Here is a 25,937-nt window from a genome sequence, read left to right on the forward strand (position 1 = left end):
GGCTAGTGGTCGTTGCCGTCGTAGATCCACATGGGTTCGGTATTGCCGGCTCGCTGGAATCCCAGCTTTTGGTAGAAGGCGGTGGCTTTTCCGTCGGCGGTGAGCATGTGCATGTGGAACCCTGCGTAACGTGACAGGAGGCGGTTCATTATCTGGCGACCGATGCCTTGGCCTTGGTATTCCGGCATGACGAGGAGGTGCGGGTAGTAGACGACCAGGTGCCCATCCGAAATGGCGTTGCCAAGGCCGACCAGTTTGGGGCCGTCCCAAGCGCTAAGGACTGAGTGCGAGCCTTCGAGGGCGTTGCTCAGGGTGTCCGGGATTTTTGCGGAAGACCAATCGTTGGCGGCGTAGAGGGCTTGGACCTGATCGATGGGCAGGTACTTGTTCTGGCTGTAGCGTATGGGGGCGGTGGGCATGGTTTGTTTTGGATACAAGTTTCTCTACCTGTTCGAGGGAGCGGGGCGAGGGGAGCTTTGTGTAAGGAGGAGGTTCGAGGGGGGGCTAGAGGGGACAGCTACGTCACGTCGCGCGAAGTGGCTGATGTGTTCGAAGTTAAGGGGATTGTTGAGTTTATGTCTGCGCCAAAATAGCGCCGATTTGCTGCCGTATTTCAAGGTTACGTGACAGGAGTGTTACGCATTTTCGTAATGCGCAACGCTGGAGTGACAAGATGGTTACAGGCCCTCTTTCCCATTGAGATTTTCAGAAGCTTCGGAGTCTTTCTTGGCCTCAATCTATATTCAAAATGTTCTTAAATTCCCGTAATTCAAAGTCCGACTGGGGCCTCGCCAAACTGTTATTGGCATCAATAGCAGTGGTCCTATTCTCTAGCCAAGCTTCTGCTCAGGAATCAGCTGCTTCAGGTATTGTTTCTGGTACCGTTGTGGATGCGGAGTTCGGCGGTGGTGTGTCCGATGTTCGCGTCTCGATCATGGGATCTGCGCTCGCTGCAACGACAGATAAAGAGGGCCGATTCATTATTCTTAAGGTGCCAGTCGGTGAGCATTCTATTATTACTACAGCAAATTATTATAAACCCTCTCGCGTCGAGGAGTTGACTGTAGAAGCTGGTGGCGTTGCTCGCATTGACGTTCCAATATACGGTGACGAATCTGAAATCGTGGAACTGGACGGGTTTACCGTTAAGGCGAAGGCGTTGGAAGGTTCTAGTTTGGCGCTTCTTTCGGAGCGTCAGAGGTCGTCGTCGATTAGCGACGCGATTGGGGCGGAAAGCTTCAGCCGTCTTGGAATCGGAGATGCGGCTGAGGCGTTGGGAAAAGTTACCGGAACCTCAATCGTAGATGGGAAGTATGTCGTGGTCAGGGGTTTGTCTGATCGCTATAACAATACGACGCTCAACGGATCGACTGTTCCAAGCGCGGATCCAGACAAGCGCGCAGTACAGCTCGATCAGTTTCCTTCCGGGATTATAGAATCGATCGTTACTACCAAGACTTTTACCCCGGACAAGGCGGGGAGTTTTACGGGTGGATCTGTCAATGTTGTTACGAAGTCCATACCTCCCTCTGGTTTCCTGTCTTTCCAAGTTGGAATTGGTTATGATGAGAAAACCACTTTTGGTGACTATCTGACATACGATGGTGGCGCTGACGATTGGCTGGGGATGGATGATGGAACGCGGGCCATTCCTCAGGTAGTGTTGGAGGCTGAGTCTCTTCCTGTTTCACCATTTGGTCGTACTCCCGAAGAATTGGAGTTAATGGACGCTGCGGTTAAGGCCTTTGATTCTCAGCTGTCCCCTAAGGTCGAGACTGCGCCGCTGGACCATTCCTTTTCGGTGGCATTTGGAGACCGGTATCAATTGAAGGAAAGTGGAGACGGACCAGTATTGGGTATTATCGGGAGTTTTAACTACAGCCGTAGCTTCTCAGCTTACGATGACGGACAAATTGGTCGCTATGAAACGACAGGTACCGGAGTGGAGCTCTTTCCGAAGCATGAACTCGTTGAGGCAAAGGGTACCGATAGCGCTCAATGGGGCACTATCCTGAACGCGGCGTTGATTCTTGATGGAAATCATGAGTTTGGTGTTAAGACGATGTATAATCAAAGTGGTGAGGACGAAGCGATCTATCGCGTTGGTACGTTTCCCGAGGCGATTGCGAATGACATCTTTCGGGTAAATAATCTTCACTACACTGAGCGGTCTCTGTCTTCGAACCAAGTTTATGGAGAGCATTTGTTCGAGGCTCTGAATGATATTCGCATCGATTGGGAAGTTTCCAAGTCGAAGAGCACGCAAGATGAACCCGATTTTCGTTTGTTTTATGACGCGATACCATCGGGTGAAGGCGGCCGACCAACTGTAGGGGGTAATTTGGCTCCTGCTAGAAGGTACTGGCGTGCGCTGGAAGAAAATACTGAAGAATTGAAAGTGGACATTGTGGTGCCCTTTGGGGATCGCGGCGGGGAATTCAAGTTCGGAGTGTTAAGTTCCGATACTGAGCGAGACTTTTCGGAGCGTGGATTCCTTTACGACAACTTTCGGGCGCCTTCATACGATGGAATACCGGAAAACTATCTTCGACCTGAAGTGTTGGGGTTGAACGAAAATGGACAAATTCAACGTTTTATCAGGGAGTTTGTCGGATTCGTACCGAGCTATAGCGGAATGCAATCTATCGACGCAGTGTATGCGATGGCCGATTTCCGCACTTTGGAAAAGTGGAGGGTTATTGCCGGGGCACGACTGGAAGAGGCGGATGTCGTTGTGCAAAGCATCGGTACTAACGGTACCCCGTTGGAAAACGATGGCGACTTGAGCAATAGCGATTGGCTGCCCTCTCTACAGTTGGTTCGTGAATTTGAGAATAGCCGGAATCTCCGCTTAAGCTATTCGAGGACGCTTGCTCGTCCCAACTTTCGGGAGCTTTCGCCATTTGGAGCTTTCGACAACGTTGGCGGAGAAGTTTTTATAGGAAATCCAAATCTCGTTCGCTCGCGAATCGAGAATGTCGACCTGAGATACGAATGGTTCTTGGAAGGAGCGGATCTCGTTGCGGTCAGCCTTTTCGGCAAGAAATTGGAGAACCCAATCGAGCAGGCTTTTATCGAGGGCCAACAGACCTACGTAAACGTGGATGAGGGTGAGGTCTACGGTATCGAGCTCGAGGCTAGGAGGAGATTGGGCGCTCTCAGTAACGAGCGCAACGAAATCAGCCTCGGGGGGAATCTATCTTTTATTGAGTCTAGCGTAGATCGCTCAGAGCAGGAGCTTGCTGACAAGCGCCTTCGAGATCCGAATGTGTCAGAGCAGCGTGAACTCCAAGGACAGTCCGGCTTGATCGGTAACTTCGATATTTATTGGGAAAGGCCTGAGGAAGGAGCTGCTTTTAGTCTGGTATATAACCACACAGGAGAACGCCTCTATTCGGTTTCGCAGACGCGGTTGCCGGACGTTTATCAAGAGGCGTCTGATAGCTTGGATTTCATCTATTCTCAAAGCTTGCCCAAGGGATACAAAATGAAGCTCTCGTTGAAGAACCTTCTGGATGACGAAGACTCTCGAGTGTGGGCCGACTTCAACGAGGACTTGGTATACTCGAATGTATCCAAGGGCCGATCGATATCCCTAAGCTTTTCGAAACGATTCGAATAACTAAACCCAATCATAAAGTAATTCGCTAAATCCCTTATGAAACGTACATTATCACTACTAGCATCGATGGCTGTTGCCGCATCGATCAATGCGGCTGACATTCGTGTCGGCGCAAACATCACGGAGGATACCACTTGGACCTCGGACAACACTTATATCTTGGATGCTCAGGTATACGTCATTAACGATGCTTCGCTCACGATCGAACCAGGGACGGTCGTCAAGGGCGCGTCGTTGACGGGTGGGGCAGCGTCTCTGATTATCACGCGCGGAGCTAAGATCTTTGCCCTCGGTACTCCTTCCGACCCGATCGTTTTCACGTCTGAGCTCGATCCGATGGATGGGTCTTGGGGCCCAGAGGTAACTCAGCAATGGGGAGGTTTGATTGTTCTAGGAAACGCCCCGTTGAACTCGGTCAACTCCGGTACCAATGGTGATTTCACGGCGGATCCGCAGGTTGCGACTGTCGATAATATCGAAGGCTTGAACAATAGCGTCGATAACGACTGGACTGAATACGGCGGTCTCGATGAGGAAGATAGTTCAGGTATCATCCGCTACGTTTCCATTCGCCATGGTGGTGCCCTTCTGGGATCTAACAACGAAATTAACGGCCTCACTATGGGTGGTGTCGGAAGAGGAACGATTGTCGAATTCGTGGAAGTGTTCGCGAACAAGGACGACGGTTTCGAATGGTTCGGTGGAACGGTTGATGCTCGTTACCTTGTAGCTGCGTTTGGAAACGATGACAGCTTCGACTACGACCTCGGATGGCGCGGACGCGGTCAGTTTTGGTTCTCCATTGGTACAACGGGTGAAGTGACGGATGAAGAGCAAGACCACGCAGGCGAGCACGACGGCTTCAAGGATACGCTCGTAGCCGGCGCGGACCGTGGAATGGGCACCATCTACAATGCGACGTACATCGGCGCTGGCGCGACCCAGAATGAAGGCGCTTTCGAGATCTCCGACGACGCCGGCGTTCGCTACTACAATTCCATTTTCATGGATTTCGGCGGCCACGGTATGGAGGTCAAGGGCGATGCATTGGCAGGTCTAACAGACGTGGAAGACGGAGTTACTCGTGTCGATTTCCAGAACAATATTTGGTTCAATCTTGGTGACGGCACAGCTGCTGATCTCGCTGTCGTCTTCGATGGCGACAATGTCGATGCAACTGCATCGGCCAACGTGGTTTCGTTTCTCACGACAGATAAGAACAATACTATCGAGGATCCTATGTTGATGGGTGTTAGCCGCACGGCTGACATGGGTCTGGATCCACGTCCGATGGCGGGAAGCCCTGCCTTCTCGAATGCGACGGTGAATCCTCCTGCGGACGGTTGGTATCAAGATGTTGATTACCAGGGTGCGTTCGGCTCTAGGAATTGGATGATGGGTTGGACGAAACTCAGCCAAGATGGATACCTTGCGGCTCTAAACGGAGCCTCCGTCGGTGGGCCGTCTGCTATCTCTAGTGTTCTGACTACGCCAGTGGGTGGAGTCGCTCGTAGTGGCTTCGTGGTTGGCGGAGATGTTCCTCAGCTCTTCGTTATCCGAGCAAAGGGGCCGAAGCTTGTCGATGACGGCATCGCTGCGGGTGAGGTTTTGGCTGATCCGCAGATGCGAATCGTCGACCGCGTCGTTGGGGTTGATGTCGTGAACGTAACGGGTTGGTTGGATGTCAAAGATGCTGCCGATGCGATCGGCGCCTATTTGGGCCTCGCGACTCTTGGAGCGTCTGAGGGGCGTCCAACTGAAGACGCTACTTCAGCTGTAGCAATCGTGAGTCTTTCACCTGGCGTCTATTCTGCGGTTGTGTCCGGTGAAGACAACGGTGGCGGAACAGTGCAGGTCGAAATTTACTCTGCGGACCTATAGGTTCGTTTGAATTTCAAAGCCACTATGTCGGCTTTGTGATTACGGGGACCAGCCCTCTTGGCGGAGGGCTGGTTTTGCGTTTGCAACTACCTTTTCTCTATGGAAAAGCCACTTAGACTCTTGCTTTTGGTTATTATTTGCCAGTTTCGCTGGGAAGCTGTACGGGGAAGTGAAGACGCTACCGTTGGTGAAGTGATGTCCAATGAATGCAGTCTTGAGTTCGTAGGGCTGATGGTTTTGGGAGATCGCTCCCTCGTTTCTCTGCGCGAGCCTGCGGAAGGCTCTACGTTTTGGATAGAGTTGGGCAAAAGCAAATACGGTATTGCTGTCGAAGAGGTTGGAGGCGAAGGCGAGTGGGTTCGAGTCTCCACTGCGGGAGGTTCGGGCGTGATCGATTTTGCAAAGCCGAAAATCATAGATCCTTTGACTTTGAAGAGGATGAACACGCTGAGCGGCGTCTCTAAAATGAGCGTCCAAGATTTGATTAAGGAAGAGCAGCGAGCGGATCGTGTCGAAATGGACCTCTTGGTCAATTATCTGAAGAGGCGGGAGCGCCGGTGAGAAACGGATCGCGAGGTCGATGAGTTTTGGCCGATGGTAGGCTATTGAACTGCTAGCCGCAAGCGACCGTCCAAATTGTCGACGCTCTTAGCTTGATTTTTTGGGTGATTCATATCAACAAATCCGAATACGTTGATGGGAGGTGCTCGTTTCGCCTTCTGGAACTTTCGAAAAACCGTACGTACAATCATGCCAAAAAACTTCGTATTCTCCTCTGAGTCCGTTGCCGAGGGTCACCCCGACAAGGTCTCCGACTACATTTCTGACAGCGTTTTGGACGCTTGCCTCGAGCAGGACCCAAGCAGCCGTGTCGCCTGCGAGACTCTAGTGAAGAGCAACCAGGTCGTGCTGGCCGGCGAAATCACGACCCAGGCCAAGCTCAACTACGAGGAGATCGTGCGTTCGGCTATCCGCGAAATTGGCTACGTGAACGACGACGACGTTTTCCACGCGGACCAGGTTTTCATCACCAACAACCTAACGAGCCAGTCTCCGGACATCGCTCAGGGCGTGGACGCGAAGAAGGCCAAGGGCAAGGACACGGCGGAGCAGGGCGCCGGCGACCAGGGCATCATGTTCGGCTTCGCCTGCGACGAGACTCCTGAGCTCATGCCGGCTGCTCTCATGTTCTCCCACCGCATCGGCCGCGAGATCGCTCGCGTTCGCCATGGCGGGCGTCAGGCCAAGTGGCTTCGCCCCGACTGCAAGTCGCAGGTTTCGGTCCGTTACGAGGACGGCAAGATTGCGGAGATCACCGCTGTGGTTATCTCGACGCAGCACTCCGCGGACGTTTCGAAGAAGACCATCCAGGACTTCATGATCAACAAGGTCATCAAGAAGTGCCTGCCCAAGAAGCTGCTCACCAAGAACACTCAGTATCTCATCAACCCAACCGGTCGCTTCGTGATCGGCGGACCGCAGGGCGACGCTGGCTTGACCGGCCGTAAGATTATTGTGGATACCTACGGGGGAGCAGGCCGTCACGGCGGTGGCGCTTTCTCGGGCAAGGATCCGTCCAAGGTCGACCGTTCCGCGGCGTACATGTGCCGTTGGGTCGCCAAGAACATCGTCGCTGCTGGGCTCGCGTCCAAGGCTGAACTGCAGGTCGCTTATGCGATCGGCTATCCCGAGCCCGTGAGCGTGACGGTTGAAACCTTCGGCACGAGCTCCGTTTCCGAAGAGGCGATCGAGGCGGCGGTTTCGGAAGTTTTCAGCTTCAAGCCGGCCAACATCGTCAAGCAGCTCAACTTGCTGCGCCCGATCTACCGCGGCACGACCAACTACGGTCACTTCGGCAAGGACGACCTGCCTTGGGAGCAGACCGACAAGGTCGCTGCCCTCAAGAAGGCGATTAAGAAGTTTCAATAATAAGAGGAGGAATAATTAGTATGAGCACGACAACGACAGAAACGCTTCCCTACAAGGTAGCAGCCAGGACTCCCGAGGAGTTTGAGCAACAGGCCGAATTTGGCCGTAAGGAAATCACCATCGCGGAAGCGGAGATGCCCGGCCTGATGGGCGTCCGCGCGAAGTACGCTGCGGAAAAGCCGCTCAAGGGAGTTCGCATCATGGGCTCCTTGCACATGACCATCCAGACTGCGGTCCTCATCGAGACTCTCGTCGAGCTCGGCGCGGATGTGCGCTGGGTCTCGTGCAACATCTTCTCGACTCAGGACCATGCTGCGGCGGCGATCGCGGCGGCGGGCGTGCCGGTTTTCGCCTGGAAGGGCGAGACCCTCGAGGAATACTGGTGGTGCACGGACCAGGCTCTCAAGTTCCCTGGCGGCCTCGGGCCTCAGCTCATCGTCGACGACGGTGGCGACGCAACCCTGCTCATCCACAAGGGCTATGAGTTCGAGAATGGTAGTGATTGGGTGAATACGCCAGCAGGTTCCGAGGAAGAGCAGGTTATCAAGAACCTTCTCAAGAAGACCCATGCGGAAAACCCGACCCGTTGGCACGACGTGGTCAAGGAGTGGAAGGGCGTTTCGGAAGAGACCACCACTGGCGTGCACCGTCTCTACCACATGGAGAAGGCGGGACAGCTTTTGGTCCCTGCCATCAACGTGAACGACTCCGTCACCAAGTCGAAGTTCGACAACCTCTACGGTTGCCGCGAATCCCTCATCGACGGCATCAAGCGCGCGACGGACGTCATGACTGGCGGCAAGGTGGCAGTGGTTTGTGGATACGGCGATGTGGGCAAGGGCTGCGCCCAAGCTCTCGTGGGCATGGGAGCTCGCGTCATCGTGACCGAGATCGACCCGATCTGCGCCCTGCAGGCTGCGATGGAAGGCTTCGAGGTAACGACTGTCGAGGACACGCTCGGCCGCGCGGACATCTACGTGACTACCACGGGTAACAAGGACATCATCACCATCGATCATATGAAGGCGATGAAGGACCAGGCGATCGTTTGTAACATCGGCCACTTCGACAACGAGATCCAGGTCGACAAGCTGGTTAACTTCCCCGGCGTCAAGCACCTCAACATCAAGCCGCAGGTCGACCAGTATACCTTCCCGGATGGCAACTCCATCTTCTTGCTCGCGGAAGGCCGCCTCGTGAACCTCGGCTGCGCGACCGGACACCCCTCCTTCGTCATGTCGAATTCCTTCGCCAACCAGACGCTCGCCCAGATCGACCTCTGGAAGAAGAAGGACGAGTACAAGGTGGGCGTCTACCGTCTCGCCCAGGAGCTCGACGAGGAAGTCGCTCGTTTGCACCTGGAGAAGATCGGGGTCAAGCTGACCACGCTTACCAAGGACCAGGCTGACTATATCGGCGTGGACCAAGCTGGCCCGTATAAGCCAAGCCACTACCGCTACTAGCTCATCCTTTTCTAGCTATTTTCAGCCCCGTCCGCGCCTCGCGGTCGGGGCTTTTTTGCGTTCACGAAATGGGGCGGGGGGAGCTCGAGTCTTTGGTTGGAGCGAAACACCCTATCCTGGTGGCACTAGGCCGCTTGCGACGCGCCCATCCGATTCGGAACTCGGATTTTCATTAGTCGAGCCATGGATTGACAGGGAATGCCGGGCCCGTTCATTGAATGCGTGTCTATGTCGTTTGTATCCCTTTCTGCCCTCATTTCCCCTCGGGCGAGATCCTCTTTCGTTCCTGTTTTGGTGGGGTCGATTCTATTTTGTTTGCAAGGTTGCAGCTCGAACAAGCAGGAAAACCATGAGTGGGTTTTGCAGTCCCACGCTCCGGAAAGCAGCTTAGATTTCCAAGAGCTGCAGAAGATGGCGGAGCAGGTGCGGCTGATGTCGGGCGGGCGGCTTTTGATTCGTCCTGTTCCCGGAGGAGCGCTCGCGTCGGGTCCTGACATATATACAGCGGTCTCGGAGCGACGGGTGGAGATGGGAAATGGGTGGCCTAACTGGTGGTCCGGCAGACATCCGTCGTGGTCGGTCATGAACTCGGGGCCTTTCGATTTCATGAACCTCGACGCGTCGATGATGTTTTTTCTCGCGGGCGAGGGCACGGAGTTGGCCAACGAGCTGGCGGCTCCGGATGGCGTCATCTGGAGGGCGGCGTGGTGGTCGGGCATGGAGTTCGGTTTGCTCTCCAAGGACCCGATTGCGGGCTTGGACGACTTGAAGAACAAGAAGGTGCGCATCGGGCCGGGCTTGCCCGGCGAGGTGTTCGCGGCGGCTTCGGGCGCCTATACCATTCCGTTGGTGCCGGAGGAGATGAGGCCTGCTCTCGAGCAGGGCTTGATCGACGCGGTGGAGTGGACCACGGCCAGGGGCGTGCTCGAGCTCGATTTGCACGACGTCAGTCCGCACGCGATCGTACCAGCGATTTGGCAGCCAGCCGTCGTGTCTGACTTCTTGATCAACGAAGCGGCCTACGAGGAGCTAGGGGAGGACTTGAAGGCTATCTTGGAATCGGCAATGAAGGCCTACGCCCTGACGACGACCATGAGCTCCAAGCTGGCGGATTTCGAGGCCATGGAGGAGCTGCAAAGCGCGAAGGTGAGCTTTCGTCGCTGGAGCGAGGAGGATATCGAGCGCTGGCGGGTCGCGAACGAAGCCATCCTCGACGGGTATCGGGCTCGGGACGCCTATACCGAAAAGCTGATTTCGAAGAAACAGGCCTTCAAGGATCGCTACAATCGTTACTACGAATACTTTGGACCTTACGATTGATGCCCCATTCGAACATCTTTTCTAGCGGATCGGGATGAAGAAGGTTGCGGAACACAAGTCTGTAACGCTGTTTTGGATACTTGTCCTAACGGTCTTTATCCTGATGTCCGGATTTACGGCGATTCGTTTCACGGTGACGAAACGAGGTCTCGACGACGCTCTCGAACGCAGGGCGGAGAACGTAGCCTTGAGGATTGTCGATGCGATCTCGCCTACGATTTGGGATATCTATCGGAAGTCGGAGCATCGGGAGTATTCGAAGGAGGTTTCTTCCGCGGTCTTGGACGCTGAATTTCGCGATTCCTTCGTGCTCGGCGTTGTTGTGTATGGGAATTTTGGACACGTTCACATGGCTCGCTTTAGAGGGGAAGGTGGATTGCTGGACTACGACCAGGCCTTGGAGCGGAAGATCCGCGAGGAAGCGGACTTGACCTTTTACGAGCCTATCAAGAACGGTCCGATGACGATCGGAAACGTGCGGGTTTACCTGAGCTCCCTAGAAAATCGGAACCTGATCGAGAAGACCTTGATCGTCGATGTGGCTGAGGCGTTGGCGGTGTCGGTGCTGATCGTGGTGTGCCTCTTTTTTATCCTGCGCAAGGCGTTGATCGCTCCCATGCGGAAGTTGGGCATAGCGAGCCATGTGATCGACTCGCTCCGGGAGGCGGTCGTGGTAACGGATGGCGAAGGGCGGGTGGTCGACGCTAATCCGTACTTTTGCAGGCTGGTCGGCAAGGACAAGAGCGAGCTTCTCGGGTCGGCTCTTGGACTGGGCGTGGAATGTAGTGAGGGCGTGGATACATTGATTGAAATTTGGAAGGGAGCCGCGGCGGAACGCGTTTGGACGGGAGAGGCTCGTATCTCTTGGGCGGACGGGCAGCGCATGGACGTCTACGCAAACGTATCGCCGGTCGTGTTCGACGGCGACGTTTCGGACTATACGGTTACGGTCCTGCAGGGGATCGAGGAGTTGAAGCAGGCGGAGGAAGCGCTGAAGCTGCGCAATCGGGAGCTGGAGTTGGCGAAGGATCGGGCGGAGGCTTCCAGCCGAGCCAAGGACGAGTTTTTGTCGATTATGAGCCATGAGCTGAGGACTCCTTTGAATCCGATCATCGGCTTTGGAAGCATGATAAACGACGAGCTGGAGGATCCTGAGCAGTTGGAGCAGATGGGAGTGGTGCTCAATTCGGCGACTCACCTGTTGCGCCTGATCGAATCGGTTCTCGAGTATACTAAACTTGAGCGTGATCCGTCGCAGTGCGAGGTCACTGTATTCGATTATAAGGCGTCCTGCGAAACGCTGCTGAATTCGGTCCGCACCGAGGCGGAGAGCAAGTCTCTGGGCTTGTCGTTCGCCCATCATTATTCGAGCGAACTGGAAGCGGGGGAGGGATGTTTCGAGATCGTGTGCGACAAGGCTAAGTTTGAGCAGGTCGTGCATAATTCCTTGGTCAATGCGATCAAGTTCACGAGCGCTGGAAGTGTATCCATTGAAACGCTACTGTCGCCCGGTCTGCTGCGCGTGTCGGTTCGGGACACGGGGCTCGGGATTGGGGGTGACGATTTGGAGCGAATCTTCCAGGCCTTTACTCAAGTGGATTCCTCGCTGCGTCGAAAGCACCAGGGAATCGGCCTCGGTCTTGCCATCTGCCGCAAGCTGGCGGTGGCGATGGGAGGCGAGGTCGGCTGCGAGAGCGAGCTCGGCAAGGGGAGCGTCTTTTGGCTGGAGATTCCGGTAGACGTCGAACGGAGCGGTTCGACGCAAGCTCCTCGCTAGGGCTTCCGGAGGACACGCTTTTGCCTGTTCGGGGCGCATATCAAGCATCGAAAAGGAGTGGCGTCGACTGAGGAACTTACCTGCTGCAACTGCTAGGGAGCTTGCCTGCCGGTTCGCTAAATTCGTTTCAAAGCGAATGCCTGTCTCCGATCCGAGCTTAGGCTCAGGCCTTCACTAGGCGATACACCTAGCTGTGTGTAATTAACCCCAGATGTTTAGGTGCTTATGAAGAGTTTATCGAGTTCTAGTTGTGTCGCGCGTGGCGCTGTCATGTTTGCTTCGGCTTTCGCAGGTTTCCTGGTGAGCGCGGAGCCATCGCCTTCCGTGGAAGAAGCGAAAGCGCTGTTCAGTACTCCCGATGTGGATACGATCGAATATCCCGACTGGGAACCGCCCAGCGCGGAAGTCGTCGAACTGGGCCGTCGCCTCTTTTTCGACGAGAAGCTTTCCGTCAACGAGACCCAGTCCTGCGCGACTTGCCATAATCCGGACCATGGCTTTAGCGACGGCTTGAAGTTCAGCATTGGAGCGATGGGAAATCCGGTAGGCCGGAACACGCCTCACCTGTATAACCTCGCTTGGAACGACACCTTTTTCTGGGATGGGCGAAGCCATTCCTTGGAGGACCAAGCGCTGGGCCCGATCAAGGCCGAGGGCGAGATGAACATGCCGATCGACCTGCTGGTGGAACGCTTGTCGGAGGACGAGAGCTACCGGCACGATTTCGAGTCAGCCTACGGCGAGCCCAGCATTACGCCTGACCGAATCGCTACCTCCATCGCTTCTTTCGAGAGAACCATCGTGGTGGACGATACGCCATTCGATCGATACTTGGCGGGAGATGATCGGGCCATCAGCCCGGCCGCGGTGCGTGGGATGCAGCTGTACGCGGGCAAGGCTCTTTGTATCGACTGCCATGACGGAGCGAACTTTACTGACAACAGTTTTCATAATATTGGAGTGGAGCCGCACGACAGTGGACGAGGAGCGGTCGTGGGCGATGACAGTTTGAAGGGCGCGTTTAAGGTGCCCGGTCTGCGCAATATTCTATATTCGGCCCCCTATATGCACGATGGCTCCTTGGGGACTTTGGAGAAGGTCGTGCGTTTCTATAACGTCGGCGGTCATCTCAGCCAGGAGGAAGGTTCGTCTATTCAGCCGCTTAATTTGACGGAAGGGGAAATTCGGGATTTAGTAGCCTTCCTTGGCGCTCTCAACCAACCGCTCAACATTGCGCGTCCCGCAGAGGTTCGTGCGACTAGCGAAGGCTTGGCGCGTTCAGAGTAGCCTTAGGGAAAGTCAGTTTTGATTCAGTTATGTGTTTATATAAATCTATCCTACTTACGATTCTATCAACAAGCGCCCTCGCAGCATCCCTTTCGGCTGGCACTGTGGAAGGCGTATTGACGTTTGAAAAGCGCAACCCCTACGTCGGCTTAGCGTACTTCAGCGACGCTAACGACGGCGGTCCGGACGTTTGCGGAACGCTGGACCAGAAGGACAAGGCCTTCTCGAAGCTGCTGGTAGTTGGAAAGGAAGGTTGCGAGATCAAGTTCCACAACTCTGACGATACCGACCACAACATTTTCGCCAACGACCTTGAGAGCGGCGTCAATTTCGACGTTGGCCTCATTCCGCCGGGTGGCGACTCGAGCACCGTTGTGAACTGGAACGCGGGCCGCTTGGTGCGCGTCGGTTGCAAGATCCATCCCAAGATGGTGAGCTATATCGCGAACCTGCCGACCAGCCGCTATGCGATCGTAGAGTTCGAGGAAGGGCAGTTGGAAACGCGCTTCGCGGTGGCCGACGTGGATGACAGTTCGGTGGCCTTCGAGTTGGTGCTGCAGCCCTTGGATCGCATCTCGGTATCCATCGCCTCTGGCGAAACGAAGACCGTCGATGTTACTTACAAGGGCAAGGTATTCGGCACGCTTACGCTGACTCGCTAGTGTATCCAACGATCAAGGACATTAACCGATCCCTATGTCTAAAGGAAAGCTAACGCTCTTCGCGCTTCCCATCGCCAGTTTCTCGATTTGGCTATGGGGAGGAACTCCTGAGGAGCTTGCTCCGAAAGGCGACCAGCAGGTGCCGTTTACGACGCCGAGCGACTTCGTTCTGCCCGCTTCGATCGAAGGGATCCCGTTGGACTACAGGGATTCGTGGGCTCGCATCACCGGTTTCGAATTTTCCGGCCTCCATTGGAACCACTTCGTGGTGGTTTACGTGAACAAGGGCGCCGATATCTACAACGAAAACTATTTCGAGTACGTGAATACGTTCGTGGAAGACGATTGGGGCGCGGAGGAGTCGGAGGACGAGGACGCGGAGTTTAAAGCCTACGAACAAGGGACGATTTTCCTGAAGGAGCATTATACGGCCAACGGTGGCAAGCCAACGGATACCAGTTTCGTGACCCTGATGGAGAAGAAGGAGCCCGGCTACGATCCGGAGTTTGGAGACTGGCGATACGTTTGGATCGATGGGCGCAGCGGCGAGATCTTGCAGGACGGAAACAGTAAGAACGAGGTGCTCAACAAGAGCTGCATCGAATGCCATGCCAATATGGCGGATCGAGACTTTGTCTTCGCCACGGCGTCGCGGGCAGGGCACTAGGCCCTCTCCTTGCGGTAGCTTTCCAAGCACCGGCAATTTCCGGTAACTTTGTTTTGGCGCCGCAGCGTGGGCGATTAGGGTCTCCCTTTTGAGACCTTTTTCGTTTTATGCCCAAGCCGCCGTTACCTGAGTTGTCCCGTTTCCATCCCTTGGTTGGGCGTTGGTTTTCCGAGCGTTTGGGAAAGCCGACGGAAATCCAAGCGAAGGCCTGGGAGCTCATCGCTGCGGGCGAGCATTGCTTGATCTCGGCCGCAACCGGGAGCGGCAAGACTTTGGCGTCATTCCTGTGGGCCATCAGCCAGCTGGCCGCGGGCGAATGGGAGCTCGGCCAAACGCGGGTGCTATACGTTTCGCCCTTAAAGGCTCTCAATAACGACATCCGGCGCAACCTGCTGGGGCCGCTGGAGGAGCTCAAGGAGCGCTTCGAAAGGGAGGGCGTTGCGTGGCCGGATATTCGGGTGATGACGCGTAGCGGGGATACGGAGCAGAGCGACCGGCGCAAGATGCTGCGGCATCCGCCGGAAATCTTGATCACGACCCCGGAGAGCCTGAACCTGCTGCTTACCTCGAAGGATGGGCAACGCTCCTTGCTGGGCGTGCAGTCGGTGATCATCGACGAGGTGCACTCGGTGGTTGGGAGCAAGCGTGGCGTTTACTTGATGACGGCGATCGAGCGCCTGGCTCATCTGAACGGCGAGTTTCAGCGGATCGCGTTGTCGGCCACGGTGCGGCCCATGGAGCGAGTGGCGTCTTACATGGGTGGATACGTCGACGGCAAGGCGCGTTCAGTGACGTTGGCCGAATCGGCGGCGAAGAAGACGTATGAGATCTCAGTGCGCTTCCCGGCGGAGGCGAAAGAGCAGGCAGAGGACGACGACTTCTGGCACCCGATCGTGCAAGACTTGAAGGCGTTGGTTTCGGAAAACGAATCGACTTTGATTTTCGTGAACAGCCGCAAGCTTTGCGAAAAGCTGGCCTATAAGATCAATCGCGAGGAGCCGGTCCCGATCGCGTATTCGCATCACGGATCGCTTTCGAAGGAATTTCGCTTTGCGGTGGAGCAGCGTTTGAAGCAGGGGGAGCTCAAGGCGATCGTCGCGACCAACTCGCTGGAAATGGGCATCGACGTTGGGGCTTTGGACTGCGTGGTGATGGTGCAGTGTCCGGGGCAGATCTCTTCGGCGGTGCAAAAGGTGGGGCGTGCGGGGCATCAGGTCGGCGCCACCAGTAAGGCGGTGGTCTTTCCGTCGCACTCCCGCGATTTCCTGGAAGCCGCTGTATTGTCGGAGTCCATACAGGAGCGAGCGATCGAGGCGGTGCGTCCAGTGGAGGCGCCTTTGGACGTGCTGGCTCAAGTTTTAGTTTCTATCTTGGGGGCGGGGCCTTGGGATATCGACGAGCTGTATGCGTTGGTGCGGCGGGCGTATCCCTATCGAAACCTGTCGCGGGAGCTTTTCGATCTGGTTTTGAACATGCAGGCGGGGCGCTATGCGGGGAGTCGCTTGCGGGAGCTGAAAGCGCGGGTGTCGCTCGACCGGACGGCGAATACGGCAACGCTGCGCAAGGGCGCCTTGATGGCCTTCTATTTCTCCGGCGGAGTGATTCCCGATCGCGGGTACTTCCATTTGCGGCATAGCGGTACGGGAGGACGGATCGGCGAGCTCGACGAGGAGTTTGTTTGGGAACGGACCATAGGCGATGTATTCACGCTAGGAGTACAGAGTTGGCGGATCGACCAGATCACGCATAACGACGTTTTGGTGTCGCCCGCTGCGGGTGGGGAGGTGGCTCCGCCGTTTTGGAGGGCGGAAACCTTCGATCGGGATTTCCATTTCTCTAATCGGATCGGAACCTTTCTGGAGTGGGCGAACGAGCGCTGCGGCGATTCGGACTTCCTGGGGGAGCTGCAATCGCGCTTCAAGATGGATGCGGTGGCAGCGAAGGCCTTGCTCGATTTTCTGGAACGTCAACGTTTGGTGACGGGGAAGGATCTTCCGCATCGCCACCACATCTTGGCGGAAGTCATCGACGCGGCGCCGGGAGGAGCTCCGGGGCAACAGTTGGTGCTGCATACGCATTGGGGCGGCCGAGTGAATCGTCCTTTCGCATTGGCCTTGGATGCGGCGTGGAACGAAACCTTTGGGCATCGCACGGAGGTGTACGTGAACAACGACTGCGTGGTGGTGATGCTCTCGGACGAGATTTCCGTGGAGGATGTGATCGGGCTGGTGGGTCCACAAAATGTGGATACATGGTTGCGGCAGCGTCTGGAGGGATCCGGTTTCTTCGGGGCTCGTTTTCGGGAGGCGGCCGGAACGTCGCTGCTGGTGACGCGCAGCAAGGCGGGGCAGCGGCTGCCGCTTTGGTTGAGCCGCATGCGGGCGAAGAAGCTTTTCGAGTCGGTGCAGCGCTACGACGATTTTCCGCTCTTGCTGGAAGCCTGGCGGACTTGCTTGAAGGACGAGTTCGACATGGATTCGCTGCGGGAGGTGCTGGGCGAGCTGGAGCAGGGCGATATCGCGGTGTCGGTGACGCGTGGCAGCAAGGCGAGCCCCTTTGCCTCGAGCGTGGCCTGGCGGCAGATAAACGAGGAGTACATGTACGCCACGGATAATCCCAACGCGACGGGAGAGTCCAGGCTGCGCGATGACTTGGTGCGTTCGGTGGCCTTCGATGCGGAGAATCGTCCGCAGGTGGATACGGCCTTGGTGCGGGAGTTTGAAGAGAAGCGTCAGCGCTTGGCGGAAGGTTACGCGCCGAGCGATGCCTTGGAGTTGAAGGAGTGGTTGCGGGATCGCATCGCCATTGTTTCGCTGGAATGGGAGCGTTTGCAAGCCGGTGTAGAGGTAGAGGAGACAGTGGACGTGGCGGAACACGGGGGCTGGATTTGCCTGCCGGAAGAGGAGGCGCGAATGAAACGGCTCTTTTGCGAGGAGCCCGATTCGGATCTGCTTTGTGAATTCCTGTCCTACTATGGTCCTGTATCGATTGAAAGACTACAGGGATGGTTAGGTTGCGGGGCGGTGGCTCTAAAGGTAGCCCTCGACGCCCTGGAGGACGAGCGACGTTTGATTTCCGGTTTTCTGCGGGAAGGGGAGGAAAGCTTGCAGGTTTGCGAGGCGGAGAATTTCGAAATTTTGCTGCGCATGAAGCGAGCCCGAGGGCGGGCGGCTTTCGTTCCCTTGCCCGTGGAGAAGCTGCCGCTTTTTCTAGCGACTTGGCAAGGCTTGGCGAGAAAGGACGATCGGGCAGACGCCTTGAGGGAGTGCTTGGATCGCTTGCTCGGTTGGACGGCTCGCGTCGAAGATTGGGACGGCGCTTTGCTGAAGTCGCGCGTGGATGGATACAATCCGTCCCAGTTGGATGCGGTTTTGCTTGAGGATGGTTCGATTTGGTACGGCGCGGGCGAGGGGAAAGCAGGCTTCTGCTTGCCGGAAGATTGGGACTTGTTGAGCGCGGGTTTAGTCGAAGGCGAGCTGTCCGCGACGCAGGAGTCGGTGCTCGGCTTGCTGGAGTCGGGCGGCCGCTTTGGCTTTACCCAGCTGCTCGACCAGGTCGGTTGCGGGGCGGCAGAGCTGGAGGAGGCCTTGTGGGACTTGGTGTGGCGCGGCTTGCTTTCCAACGACGCCTTTGCCGCGGCGAGGAAGGGCGCGGCGGGGAAGTTTCAGCTTTGCGCTACGGGCGCGAGGCAGGAGCAGAGTCCACGGGCGATCCGTATGGGGCGGCGGTCGCGGGTGGCGAGGCCGGTCGCGTATCCGGGAAGCTGGTACCGACTGCCGGAGTCCGGTGGGGACTTGGATGCGGTCGAGAAGCTCGACTTTGAGAAGGAGCGGGCTCGAGTGGTCCTGGATCGCTACGGGGTGGTTTTTCGGGAGTTGTTGGCGAGGGAAGGCGAGGGCTTTCGTTGGAAGGACGTCTTTCGGGCTTTGCGTCTCTTGGAGCTTTCGGGGGAGATTGTCGGAGGGCGCTTTTTCGAAGGCATTGAGGGGCTTCAGTTCGTATCCAAGGAAGCGTTACGTACGCTTAGGAAAGCGCTACCGGAGGAATCGATCTTCTGGCTGGCGGCTACGGATCCGGCGTCGCTTTGTGGTGCCGGTTTGGAGGCTTTTAAGGGGGCGTTGCCGAAGCGCGTTGCGGGGACCCGTTTGCTTTACCGCGGGAGCGAGCTCGTGTGCGAGGCTCAGCGAAGCGGGAAGGTCTTGCATTTCCACCTGGCAGCGAGCGATCCGGATTTGCCGGAAATCGTTGCGATCTTGGCGGAGTCCTTGGGCCTGGATGGATTGAGCCAGCTGAAGCTGGAGACGATCAACGGCGAAGACGCTCGCAACAGTCCCTATTTGGAAAGCCTGGACGCGGTCTGGCGTCTGCACAGCGACCACAAGCAAGTGGTGGTCGAGGGCCTGCGGTAGGCTTAGGGCGGAGAGGTTGTGGATGTCGCGGTCTCGGGCGCTTTGAACTGGTTCGGGGTTTGTGCTTAGGAAGGTGGGTCGAGCTTGATCGCGTGGTGGGGTGGGGCTGTGTTTGTCCGAGGCTTGGCGATAGAGTGGGAGGACGGAAATGGACTTGGGAAAAAAGTTAGAGATATTGGCGGATGCTGCGAAGTACGATGCGTCGTGCGCCAGCAGCGGCGGTCAAAAGCGAAGTAGCCGAGGCAAGGGGAGTGGAGTGGGATCGACCACAGGCTCTGGAATTTGCCATAGCTACGCTCCCGACGGGCGTTGCATTTCGTTGCTCAAGATCCTGTTCACGAACGCGTGCATTTTCGATTGCAGCTACTGCGTCAACCGTCGTTCGAGCGACACGCCGCGAGCCAGTTTTACGGTGGAGGAAGTTGTTTCCCTGACGCTTGATTTCTACAAGCGAAACTACATCGAAGGCCTTTTCTTGAGTTCGGGGATCATACGTGACGCTGACTTCACCATGGAGCGGCTAGTCCGTGTCGCTCGCACGCTGCGACAGGCGCATGGCTTCAGGGGTTACATTCATTTGAAGACGATTCCGGAAGCGTCTCCTGGGTTGATCGAAGAGGCGGGTTTGTGGGCGGATCGTTTGAGTGTGAATGTGGAACTGCCGACGCAACAAGGGCTGGAGAAGCTGGCGCCGGAGAAAAATTTGAGGCGTATTCAAGGAAGCATGGCGAACATTCGCGGCAAGCGTGAGGAGAGCGTAGATCGTAGGCGCTCGGCCAATACGGAGCGGCAACGGAACGCAGTGGCGAAGGAGAGGAGCTTCGCGCCGGCAGGCCAGAGCACTCAGATGATCGTGGGTGCGGACGGAGCGAACGATCGAGCCATTCTTGCACGAGCTGATTTGCTGTACAGTTCCTACAAGCTGCGGCGGGTGTATTATTCGGCGTATAGCCCGATTCCGCATGCGTCGGTTTTTCTGCCGGCGAAGCAGCCTCCGCTGGTGCGCGAGAATCGACTTTACCAAGCGGACTGGTTGCTGCGGTTTTACGGATTCGAATTGGACGAGATCGTGCCGACGTCCCTTGCCGACCTTGATCTTCAAATCGATCCGAAGGCTGCTTGGGCCTTGCGAAATCCGGAGTTCTTCCCTCTCGACGTGAACGCCGCGTCCCGGGAGGCGTTGTTGCGGGTACCGGGTTTCGGGGTACGAACAGTAGATCGGATTTTGGAGGCGAGGCGGTTCGGAAAGCTTTCGGTGTTGGACCTGAGGCGGATGAGGGCGCCGGTGGGAAGAGCGTTGGATTTCGTCATGACGGTGGATCACCATCCGAGCATGAAGGCCTTGGATCCGTCGAGGCTTCGCTCCAAGTTGACTGGGCCCGCGGAGCAGATGGAGCTGGATTTGTTGCGCGGTTGAAGGTGTTGGCGCTTCGCTAAGAGGGGACTCAAGATGTTGAGAGAGGTTTCGGTTTCATGTTTCGAAGAGTGGCGGCCGATCGCAAGAGGGCTGATCCAAGAGGGGATAGACCCTGCTTCGGTGATCTGGAACGGAGAGAATGCGGGAAGCCTGGAGCTGGGCTTGGTGGTCGAGCGGCGAGCCGTAAGTCTGAGCACCGTTTCGGTGCCGAAGGCGTTCTTGCTGCGAGCGGAATGGGTTGCCTGTCATGCTGCGGCTGATACGTGGAGCCTCTTGTATCGGCTGCTCTGGAGGTTGGCGGTCGGCAAGGAGGCGGGGCTCCTGTCCCGAGCGAACGATGTGGATGTGAGCGAGTTTCTCCTGAGGGAGAAGGCGGTGCGACGCGAACGTCATAAGATGACTGCGTTTGTGCGGTTTCGGAAGGTCGGGAATCCGGAGACAGAAGACACCGACAAAGAGGAAGGGAGCGTCGCTCGGGAAAGTTATGTAGCTTGGTACGAGCCGGTGCACGATGTGGTGCGCTTGGCAGCTGGCTTTTTCCGAGATCGCTTCGCGACAATGAATTGGTCGATCTTGACTCCTCGCACCTGCGTACATTGGGACGGGCGCTCGTTGCGGTTTACGGAAGGGGTCTCTCGCGAGGCATTTCCAGGTGAGGACGAACTAGAGGTGTATTGGAAAAAGTACTACGCCAGCACTTTCAATCCGGCCCGCTTGAACATGGCAATGATGGAGCGGGAGATGCCGCGTCGATATTGGAAGAACCTTCCCGAGGCGGAGTTGATTTCTGAACTTGCGAACGGGAGTTACGGCCGGTCCAAGGGAATGGTTGAGCATACGGAAGACAGTCCGTCGCGCCGTCTTCGCAAACCTAAGGGCGCTCCGGATGGGGCGGAGCGTGCCACTTGTCGCTCGCCGGAGGAGGTTCGTATGCGGGCCGACGGTTTGCAGATCGATGCGCTGAGGTCGCTAGCCGAGCGTTGCCAAGCCTGCCATCTGTGCGAGCGGGCGACGCAAACCGTATTTGGCGAGGGCCCAAGCGGGGCCCGTGTGGTTTTCGTGGGCGAGCAGCCGGGAGACCGGGAGGATTTGGAGGGCCGCCCTTTCGTGGGACCAGCGGGGCAACTCCTGGATTCGGTTTTTTCGGAGGTTGGTTTGCAGCGGAGCCGCGTTTACCTGACGAATGCGGTAAAGCACTTTAAATGGATCGGAGCGAAGCAGCGGCGCCTCCATCAGAATCCCTCGGCGGGGGAGATCGAGGCTTGCCGCCCTTGGTTGCTTGCCGAGCTCGACAGGATTTCTCCGGCGCTTGTGGTGTGCCTGGGCGCTACCGCGGGTAGGGCGGTGTTGGGGCGTCCGGTGTCAGTCATGTCGGATCGCGGTTTGATCGACGATCCGGGGCGGCCGTTCCAAATTGTTTTAACGTATCACCCGTCGTACCTGCTGCGGTTGGGAACTAGGGCGGAGCGTGAAGCTGCGGAAGCGAATTTCGTCGAGGATCTAGCATTGGTGCGGCAGATTGAGAGTCATGGTTAGCATCGCTTCAGTTTATTGTGTTTGCAGCTGTCGCTTTAGTGGGGAGCTCGGGCCAAGGGGCGCGGTTCGTGCAGTGTGAATCCGATGATCGGCAGGGAGACAGGCAGAAAGGCTGGAGCGACTCTTTCCGCGAATGAGGAAGGGATGGTTGCTGTGGCGGGCGGCTCGGGTTTCGTGGGGTCCCATTTCGTGAGCGAGTATCGGGGGCGACGAAGCTTTCGGATTCTGTCGCGGACTGAGAAGGCTTCGCGGTCGCTGGGAGGCAATCGGTTGACCTACGCGGAATGTGACCTTTTTCGTCTAGAAGAGATACGTTCAGCGCTGCGCGGATGTACTTCGGCCATCTATCTGGTCCACTCGATGGCTCCGTCCAGCCGGTTGATGCAGGCCCGTTTCGAGGATGCCGATTTGCTTCTAGCGGACAACTTCGCGCGGGCAGCTGAAAAGGAAGGGGTGGAGCATGTGGTATATCTGTCGGGTATTCAGCCGGAGGGATCGGAAGCAGTCTCGTTGCACCTAGCGAGCCGGAAGGAGGTGGAATCCGTATTGAGAAAGAGGATACCGAGTGTGACGGTGCTGCGCGCAGGAGTGATTTTTGGTCCCGGCGGATCGTCGTTCACCTTGATTGCGAATCTGGTGCGCCGATTGCCGGTAATGATTTATCCCAAATGGGTAAGGTCTTGGACGCATTCTACCGACGTGTCCGACATATCTTGGGCCCTGGAGCAGTGCTTGGAGGACGAGACGCTCGCCGGCGGAACCTATGACATCGGCGGCCACGAGGCGCAGCCGTACGGCGATCTGATTCGACGAATTGGCGACTACACTGGGAGGAAGCCCAAGGCGTTTCGGGTTCCGTTCAACGCGTTTGTCCTCTCGAAGTGGTGGGTGTCTCTTTTTGGCGGTATGCCGTTGCAGTTGGTGGAGCCGCTGCAGGACAGCTTGCGGCACGACCTGCACGTGAGGGACAATCCGTTGCAGCTTCGATTGCGTGAGCGCGGTTCGCGTTCGTTGCGGGATTCGACGCTTGCTAGCGTCGACGAAGACGGAGCTCCGAAGCGTCTGCCGTCCCGTTTGAAGGCGGACGAGCGTCAGCGTAAGGTGCGCGAGGAAAGCTTGGTTCGTTCTATCCAGCGGATGCCGTTTCCGAACGGGTGGACCAGTCAGGATCTTGCCGCCGAGTATGCTCGTTGGCTTGATGGCTTGTTTGGTCCGCTGATTAAGTCGAATGTCGACGATGAGGGAGTTGTGCGCGTGGGACTGGCGGGGATGCGAAGTCCCTTGTTGGTGTTGAAGCCGCAAGATTTCGAGGATAGCGAGAGAGCGGTGTATACGATCGAGAGCGGATTGCTGGTGCGTTCCGATCGGCCGGCTGGGTATTTTGACTTCCGCATCGTTTCGGAAGGCAAGGAGCTTATCACTTGCTTGAGCGGTTATGCGCCGGCTTTGCCGTGGTGGCTATACGTGATCGCCCAGGCGCGTATTCACAAACTGGTGATGTGGCTCTTCGGCCGTCGCTTGGCGCGTATTTCGAAATAGGATTGCAGAGCCGAATTCGGGTACGCTGGCGGGAGAGCCGAGCGATTCCGAGGTTGCAGCTTAGTAGCGGCAGTAGCGGTAACGGTCGCGGGCGGGCGGCGTGTAGGTGGCGGCGCTGAGGATGGACCAGAGGTGCACGATCCAGCCGAGTAGGATGAACCAGAGCAGCCAGGCGAAGACGAAGTGGCAGAGGGCGGCGAGGACGCGGCCTTGCAGGAGCTGGCCGAGTCCGGGGATGAAGAAGCTGCAGAGGGCGGCGATGACGTTTCCGGCGGTTCCTTGTCCGTTCATGATTTGGTGAAGGGGGTTGAGTTGACGATGTCGGCGAGAATTTGCAGGTCGTCGCTGTTTTGAGGCAGGACGAAGTGGTGGCTGCGGCTGGGGAAGGAGAGGGCGTAGCGCAGGGCTAGGGTGTCGCCTTTGGCGGAGCCGGCGATGTGGCGGTCGTCGATCTGGAGCGCTTGCAGGGTTTGGCGCAGCTGGCGGATGCCTTGGTGGTCGTGGAGAAGGTGGGAGATGTCGACGAGCGTGACCTCGAAGCGGGTGGCGAGCTTGCTGGCGGCCTTGGCCCAGTCGAGGTCCTCGCGGGAGGAGTCGTGCAGCAGGAGGATGCTGGGGCCGTGTCCAATGGTTGAATACGGTACCTCGGGGGCGGTCGTGGCTTGGATGCCGTGAGTCTGGAGGAGGGTGAAAAGACTCAGGCCGGCGGCGGCGAGGAGCAGGAGCGCTCGAGTGGCGAGTGATTTCATGGTGGCGAAGGGTGGAGGGTGTTTTTTGGGCAAAGCAGTAGCTGTGGCGCCTGCATCGAGGCGGGTATTGGCTGTTGGTTTTATGATGGGGGCAGGGCGGCGGGCCCGGCGGTTCCGCCCTACCTGAGGGGCGGCGTGCTAGCTGGGCTTACTGGCCGGAGTTGAAGCGGCGTTCCCAGTCGTAGGACTTGTTGGTCACGTAGTTCTCCATGCGGCGGATGCGGGACTCGATGGAGTCGAAGCGGTTCTTGAGCCGGCGGAGGCTGAGGGTGCGGGCGGAGACGTTGGTCTCGAAGTAGTCTTCCTCGTAGTAGTCTTCCGTGGCCGGGCGCTCTTGGCGCAGGGGCTCTTCCTTGATGATGAAGGCGGCGATGGCGTAGAAGATAGGGAAGGGGAAGATGCCGGAGAAGAGGGAGATGGCGACGAGGCCAAGGCGTATCCAAACGACGGATAGGTCGAAGTGGTCGGCGAGGCCTTGGCAGATGCCGAAGACGACGCGGTTGCGGGAGCGGTAAAGTGTTTTTCGCATGGTGGAGCGGATTCCTTGTATTGGCGTAGGGACTACTACTTTTTGTTGATGATGATGGTCTCGAGGGCCTCGATTCGTTTCTCCATCTTGCTGAGCGACTGGTGCAGCTCTTGCATGATGCGGGTTTCCTCATCGCTCAGGGAGCTGCCTCGAGCCTTCTCGTGCTCTCGCTTGTTTTTGGTGAGCGAGATGATGGTGCCGCAGATGATGGCGACGATAGGGATGAGGAATATGAGTACTTCGGGTCTCATCATGAGGGTAAGGGCTGGGAGATTGAGATGGGTGAGGCTAGGTTCGCGGGCTGCTACTGAGCTTTCTTATTCTCGATCTCGGCCTTGAGGGCGGCAAGTTCGTTTTCGAGGGACTCGTCGCCTTCGAGCTTGGCAAATTCGTCCTCGAGGGCGGGGCGGGACTTGGCGTTGACCAGCTGGGCGTCGGCCTCCATGCGCTCGATGCGGTTTTCGAAGGCGTCGAAGCGGGCGAAGGCGTCGATGTTGTCGTTCTTGCGGAGGACGCTCTGGGCCTTGTAGCGCTTCTGGGCTTGGGTGTGGCGCTGCAAGAGCATCTGGTGCTTCTTGCGGGCGTTGGTGAGCTTCTCCTCGAGTTGGGAGATGTCGCCTTGGTAGTTGGAGACGATGCCTTCGAGCTGGTTGATTTCCGTGGAGAGGCGCTCGTGCTCGTCGGCGAAGACGCGCTTCTCCGCGAGGGCTTCGCGGGCCAGGTCTTCGCGGCCCTTGCTGATGGCGAGGCGAGCCTTGTTTTCCCAGTCGTCGACGCGGAACTGCACGTCGTCGAGAGCGCGAGCGACCTTGGCTTTGGTAGCCATGGCGGAGGCGCAGGAAGCTTTGATTTCGACCAGGGTGTCTTCCATTTCCTGGATCATCAGCTTGATCATCTTTTCGGGGTCTTCCGCCTTATCGAGCATTGAGTTGATGTTGGCGGAGACGATGTCTTTGAAGCGTGTGAATATTCCCATGTTGTTTTCGTGGTTAAATTTAAGGTGTATGCTTCCTTTATCACGAGTCGCGCCAAGTGGTTGCTGGAAATGTTTAAGTCATTGGATGCCAGTTGAATAAAAAATAAGCACTTCTCTCGGGACGGGTGGTTACAAGTATGTTGTTGTTTTGGTGGCCAAGAATTGGCAAAAAAA

General features: G+C 57.0%; 20 protein-coding genes. 14 read left to right on the plus strand and 6 right to left on the minus strand.

Translation table 11 applies throughout. The features are described from left to right. Positions 1-2 precede the first annotated feature (2 nt). Positions 3-419 (minus strand): GNAT family N-acetyltransferase, encoded by a 417-nt coding sequence (locus QEH57_RS19155; RefSeq protein WP_309008393.1) that lies wholly within the window; start codon positions 417-419, stop codon positions 3-5. Between the two features lie 329 nt (positions 420-748). Here QEH57_RS19155 and QEH57_RS19160 point away from each other — a divergent pair, with 329 nt between their 5' ends. From QEH57_RS19160 to QEH57_RS19225, 14 genes are all read left to right on the plus strand, one after another. After that, entirely contained in the window at positions 749-3,622 is a 2,874-nt protein-coding gene (locus QEH57_RS19160) for a TonB-dependent receptor (RefSeq protein WP_309008394.1), read from the plus strand. A gap of 36 nt (positions 3,623-3,658) precedes the next feature. Further along, positions 3,659-5,503: a hypothetical protein gene (locus QEH57_RS19165; protein WP_309008396.1), complete on the plus strand. Its 1,845-nt coding sequence runs from the start codon at positions 3,659-3,661 to the stop codon at positions 5,501-5,503. 99 nt (positions 5,504-5,602) lie between these two features. Continuing rightward, entirely contained in the window at positions 5,603-6,064 is a 462-nt protein-coding gene (locus QEH57_RS19170) for a hypothetical protein (RefSeq protein ID WP_309008397.1), read from the plus strand. A gap of 189 nt (positions 6,065-6,253) precedes the next feature. Then, positions 6,254-7,432: a methionine adenosyltransferase gene (gene metK / locus QEH57_RS19175; protein ID WP_309008398.1), complete on the plus strand. Its 1,179-nt coding sequence runs from the start codon at positions 6,254-6,256 to the stop codon at positions 7,430-7,432. Positions 7,433-7,452: 20 nt separating this feature from the next. Then, the gene (ahcY, locus tag QEH57_RS19180) at positions 7,453-8,895 is read left to right on the plus strand and encodes an adenosylhomocysteinase (RefSeq protein ID WP_309008399.1); all 1,443 of its coding nucleotides are present in this window, start codon (positions 7,453-7,455) and stop codon (positions 8,893-8,895) included. Positions 8,896-9,255: 360 nt separating this feature from the next. Beyond that, the gene (gene dctP, locus QEH57_RS19185) at positions 9,256-10,215 is read left to right on the plus strand and encodes a TRAP transporter substrate-binding protein DctP (protein WP_309008400.1); all 960 of its coding nucleotides are present in this window, start codon (positions 9,256-9,258) and stop codon (positions 10,213-10,215) included. 34 nt (positions 10,216-10,249) lie between these two features. Beyond that, entirely contained in the window at positions 10,250-11,992 is a 1,743-nt protein-coding gene (locus tag QEH57_RS19190) for an ATP-binding protein (protein WP_309008401.1), read from the plus strand. Positions 11,993-12,316: 324 nt separating this feature from the next. Continuing rightward, the gene (locus QEH57_RS19195) at positions 12,317-13,279 is read left to right on the plus strand and encodes a cytochrome c peroxidase (protein ID WP_309008402.1); all 963 of its coding nucleotides are present in this window, start codon (positions 12,317-12,319) and stop codon (positions 13,277-13,279) included. A gap of 116 nt (positions 13,280-13,395) precedes the next feature. Continuing rightward, a complete protein-coding gene (locus tag QEH57_RS19200; RefSeq protein ID WP_309008403.1) occupies positions 13,396-13,941 on the plus strand; it encodes a hypothetical protein in 546 nt (181 codons plus the stop codon). Positions 13,942-13,975: 34 nt separating this feature from the next. After that, positions 13,976-14,608: a cytochrome P460 family protein gene (locus QEH57_RS19205; protein ID WP_309008404.1), complete on the plus strand. Its 633-nt coding sequence runs from the start codon at positions 13,976-13,978 to the stop codon at positions 14,606-14,608. A gap of 107 nt (positions 14,609-14,715) precedes the next feature. Then, on the plus strand, positions 14,716-19,017 hold the full coding sequence (locus QEH57_RS19210; protein ID WP_309008405.1) for a DEAD/DEAH box helicase: 4,302 nt from the start codon (positions 14,716-14,718) through the stop codon (positions 19,015-19,017). A gap of 148 nt (positions 19,018-19,165) precedes the next feature. After that, positions 19,166-20,434, plus strand: coding sequence for a putative DNA modification/repair radical SAM protein (locus QEH57_RS19215; RefSeq protein WP_309008406.1), 1,269 nt, complete (start codon positions 19,166-19,168; stop codon positions 20,432-20,434). Positions 20,435-20,467: 33 nt separating this feature from the next. Further along, entirely contained in the window at positions 20,468-21,970 is a 1,503-nt protein-coding gene (locus tag QEH57_RS19220) for a UdgX family uracil-DNA binding protein (RefSeq protein WP_309008407.1), read from the plus strand. 144 nt (positions 21,971-22,114) lie between these two features. After that, positions 22,115-23,509 carry an NAD(P)H-binding protein gene (locus tag QEH57_RS19225; protein WP_309008434.1) on the plus strand — a complete coding sequence of 465 codons (1,395 nt, stop codon included), beginning with the start codon at positions 22,115-22,117 and terminating at the stop codon, positions 23,507-23,509. Between the two features lie 60 nt (positions 23,510-23,569). Here the strand turns inward: QEH57_RS19225 and QEH57_RS19230 are convergent, their stop codons facing one another. The 5 genes from QEH57_RS19230 to pspA all read right to left on the minus strand — a co-directional run bounded on the left by QEH57_RS19230 (position 23,570) and on the right by pspA (position 25,763). Continuing rightward, positions 23,570-23,800, minus strand: coding sequence for a hypothetical protein (locus QEH57_RS19230; protein ID WP_309008408.1), 231 nt, complete (start codon positions 23,798-23,800; stop codon positions 23,570-23,572). Next, positions 23,797-24,258: a hypothetical protein gene (locus tag QEH57_RS19235; RefSeq protein WP_309008409.1), complete on the minus strand. Its 462-nt coding sequence runs from the start codon at positions 24,256-24,258 to the stop codon at positions 23,797-23,799. The genes QEH57_RS19230 and QEH57_RS19235 overlap by 4 nt, the downstream gene beginning before the upstream one ends. Before the next feature lie 148 nt (positions 24,259-24,406). Continuing rightward, a complete protein-coding gene (locus QEH57_RS19240) occupies positions 24,407-24,787 on the minus strand; it encodes a PspC domain-containing protein (RefSeq protein WP_309008410.1) in 381 nt (126 codons plus the stop codon). A 35-nt stretch (positions 24,788-24,822) separates the two neighbouring features. After that, positions 24,823-25,041 (minus strand): hypothetical protein, encoded by a 219-nt coding sequence (locus tag QEH57_RS19245; RefSeq protein WP_309008411.1) that lies wholly within the window; start codon positions 25,039-25,041, stop codon positions 24,823-24,825. Positions 25,042-25,091: 50 nt separating this feature from the next. Next, positions 25,092-25,763 carry a phage shock protein PspA gene (gene pspA / locus QEH57_RS19250; RefSeq protein ID WP_309008412.1) on the minus strand — a complete coding sequence of 224 codons (672 nt, stop codon included), beginning with the start codon at positions 25,761-25,763 and terminating at the stop codon, positions 25,092-25,094. Positions 25,764-25,937: the final 174 nt, after the last annotated feature.

The sequence above is a fragment of the Pelagicoccus sp. SDUM812005 genome (genome assembly GCF_031127875.1).
Taxonomy (GTDB): Bacteria; Verrucomicrobiota; Verrucomicrobiia; order Opitutales; family Opitutaceae; genus Pelagicoccus.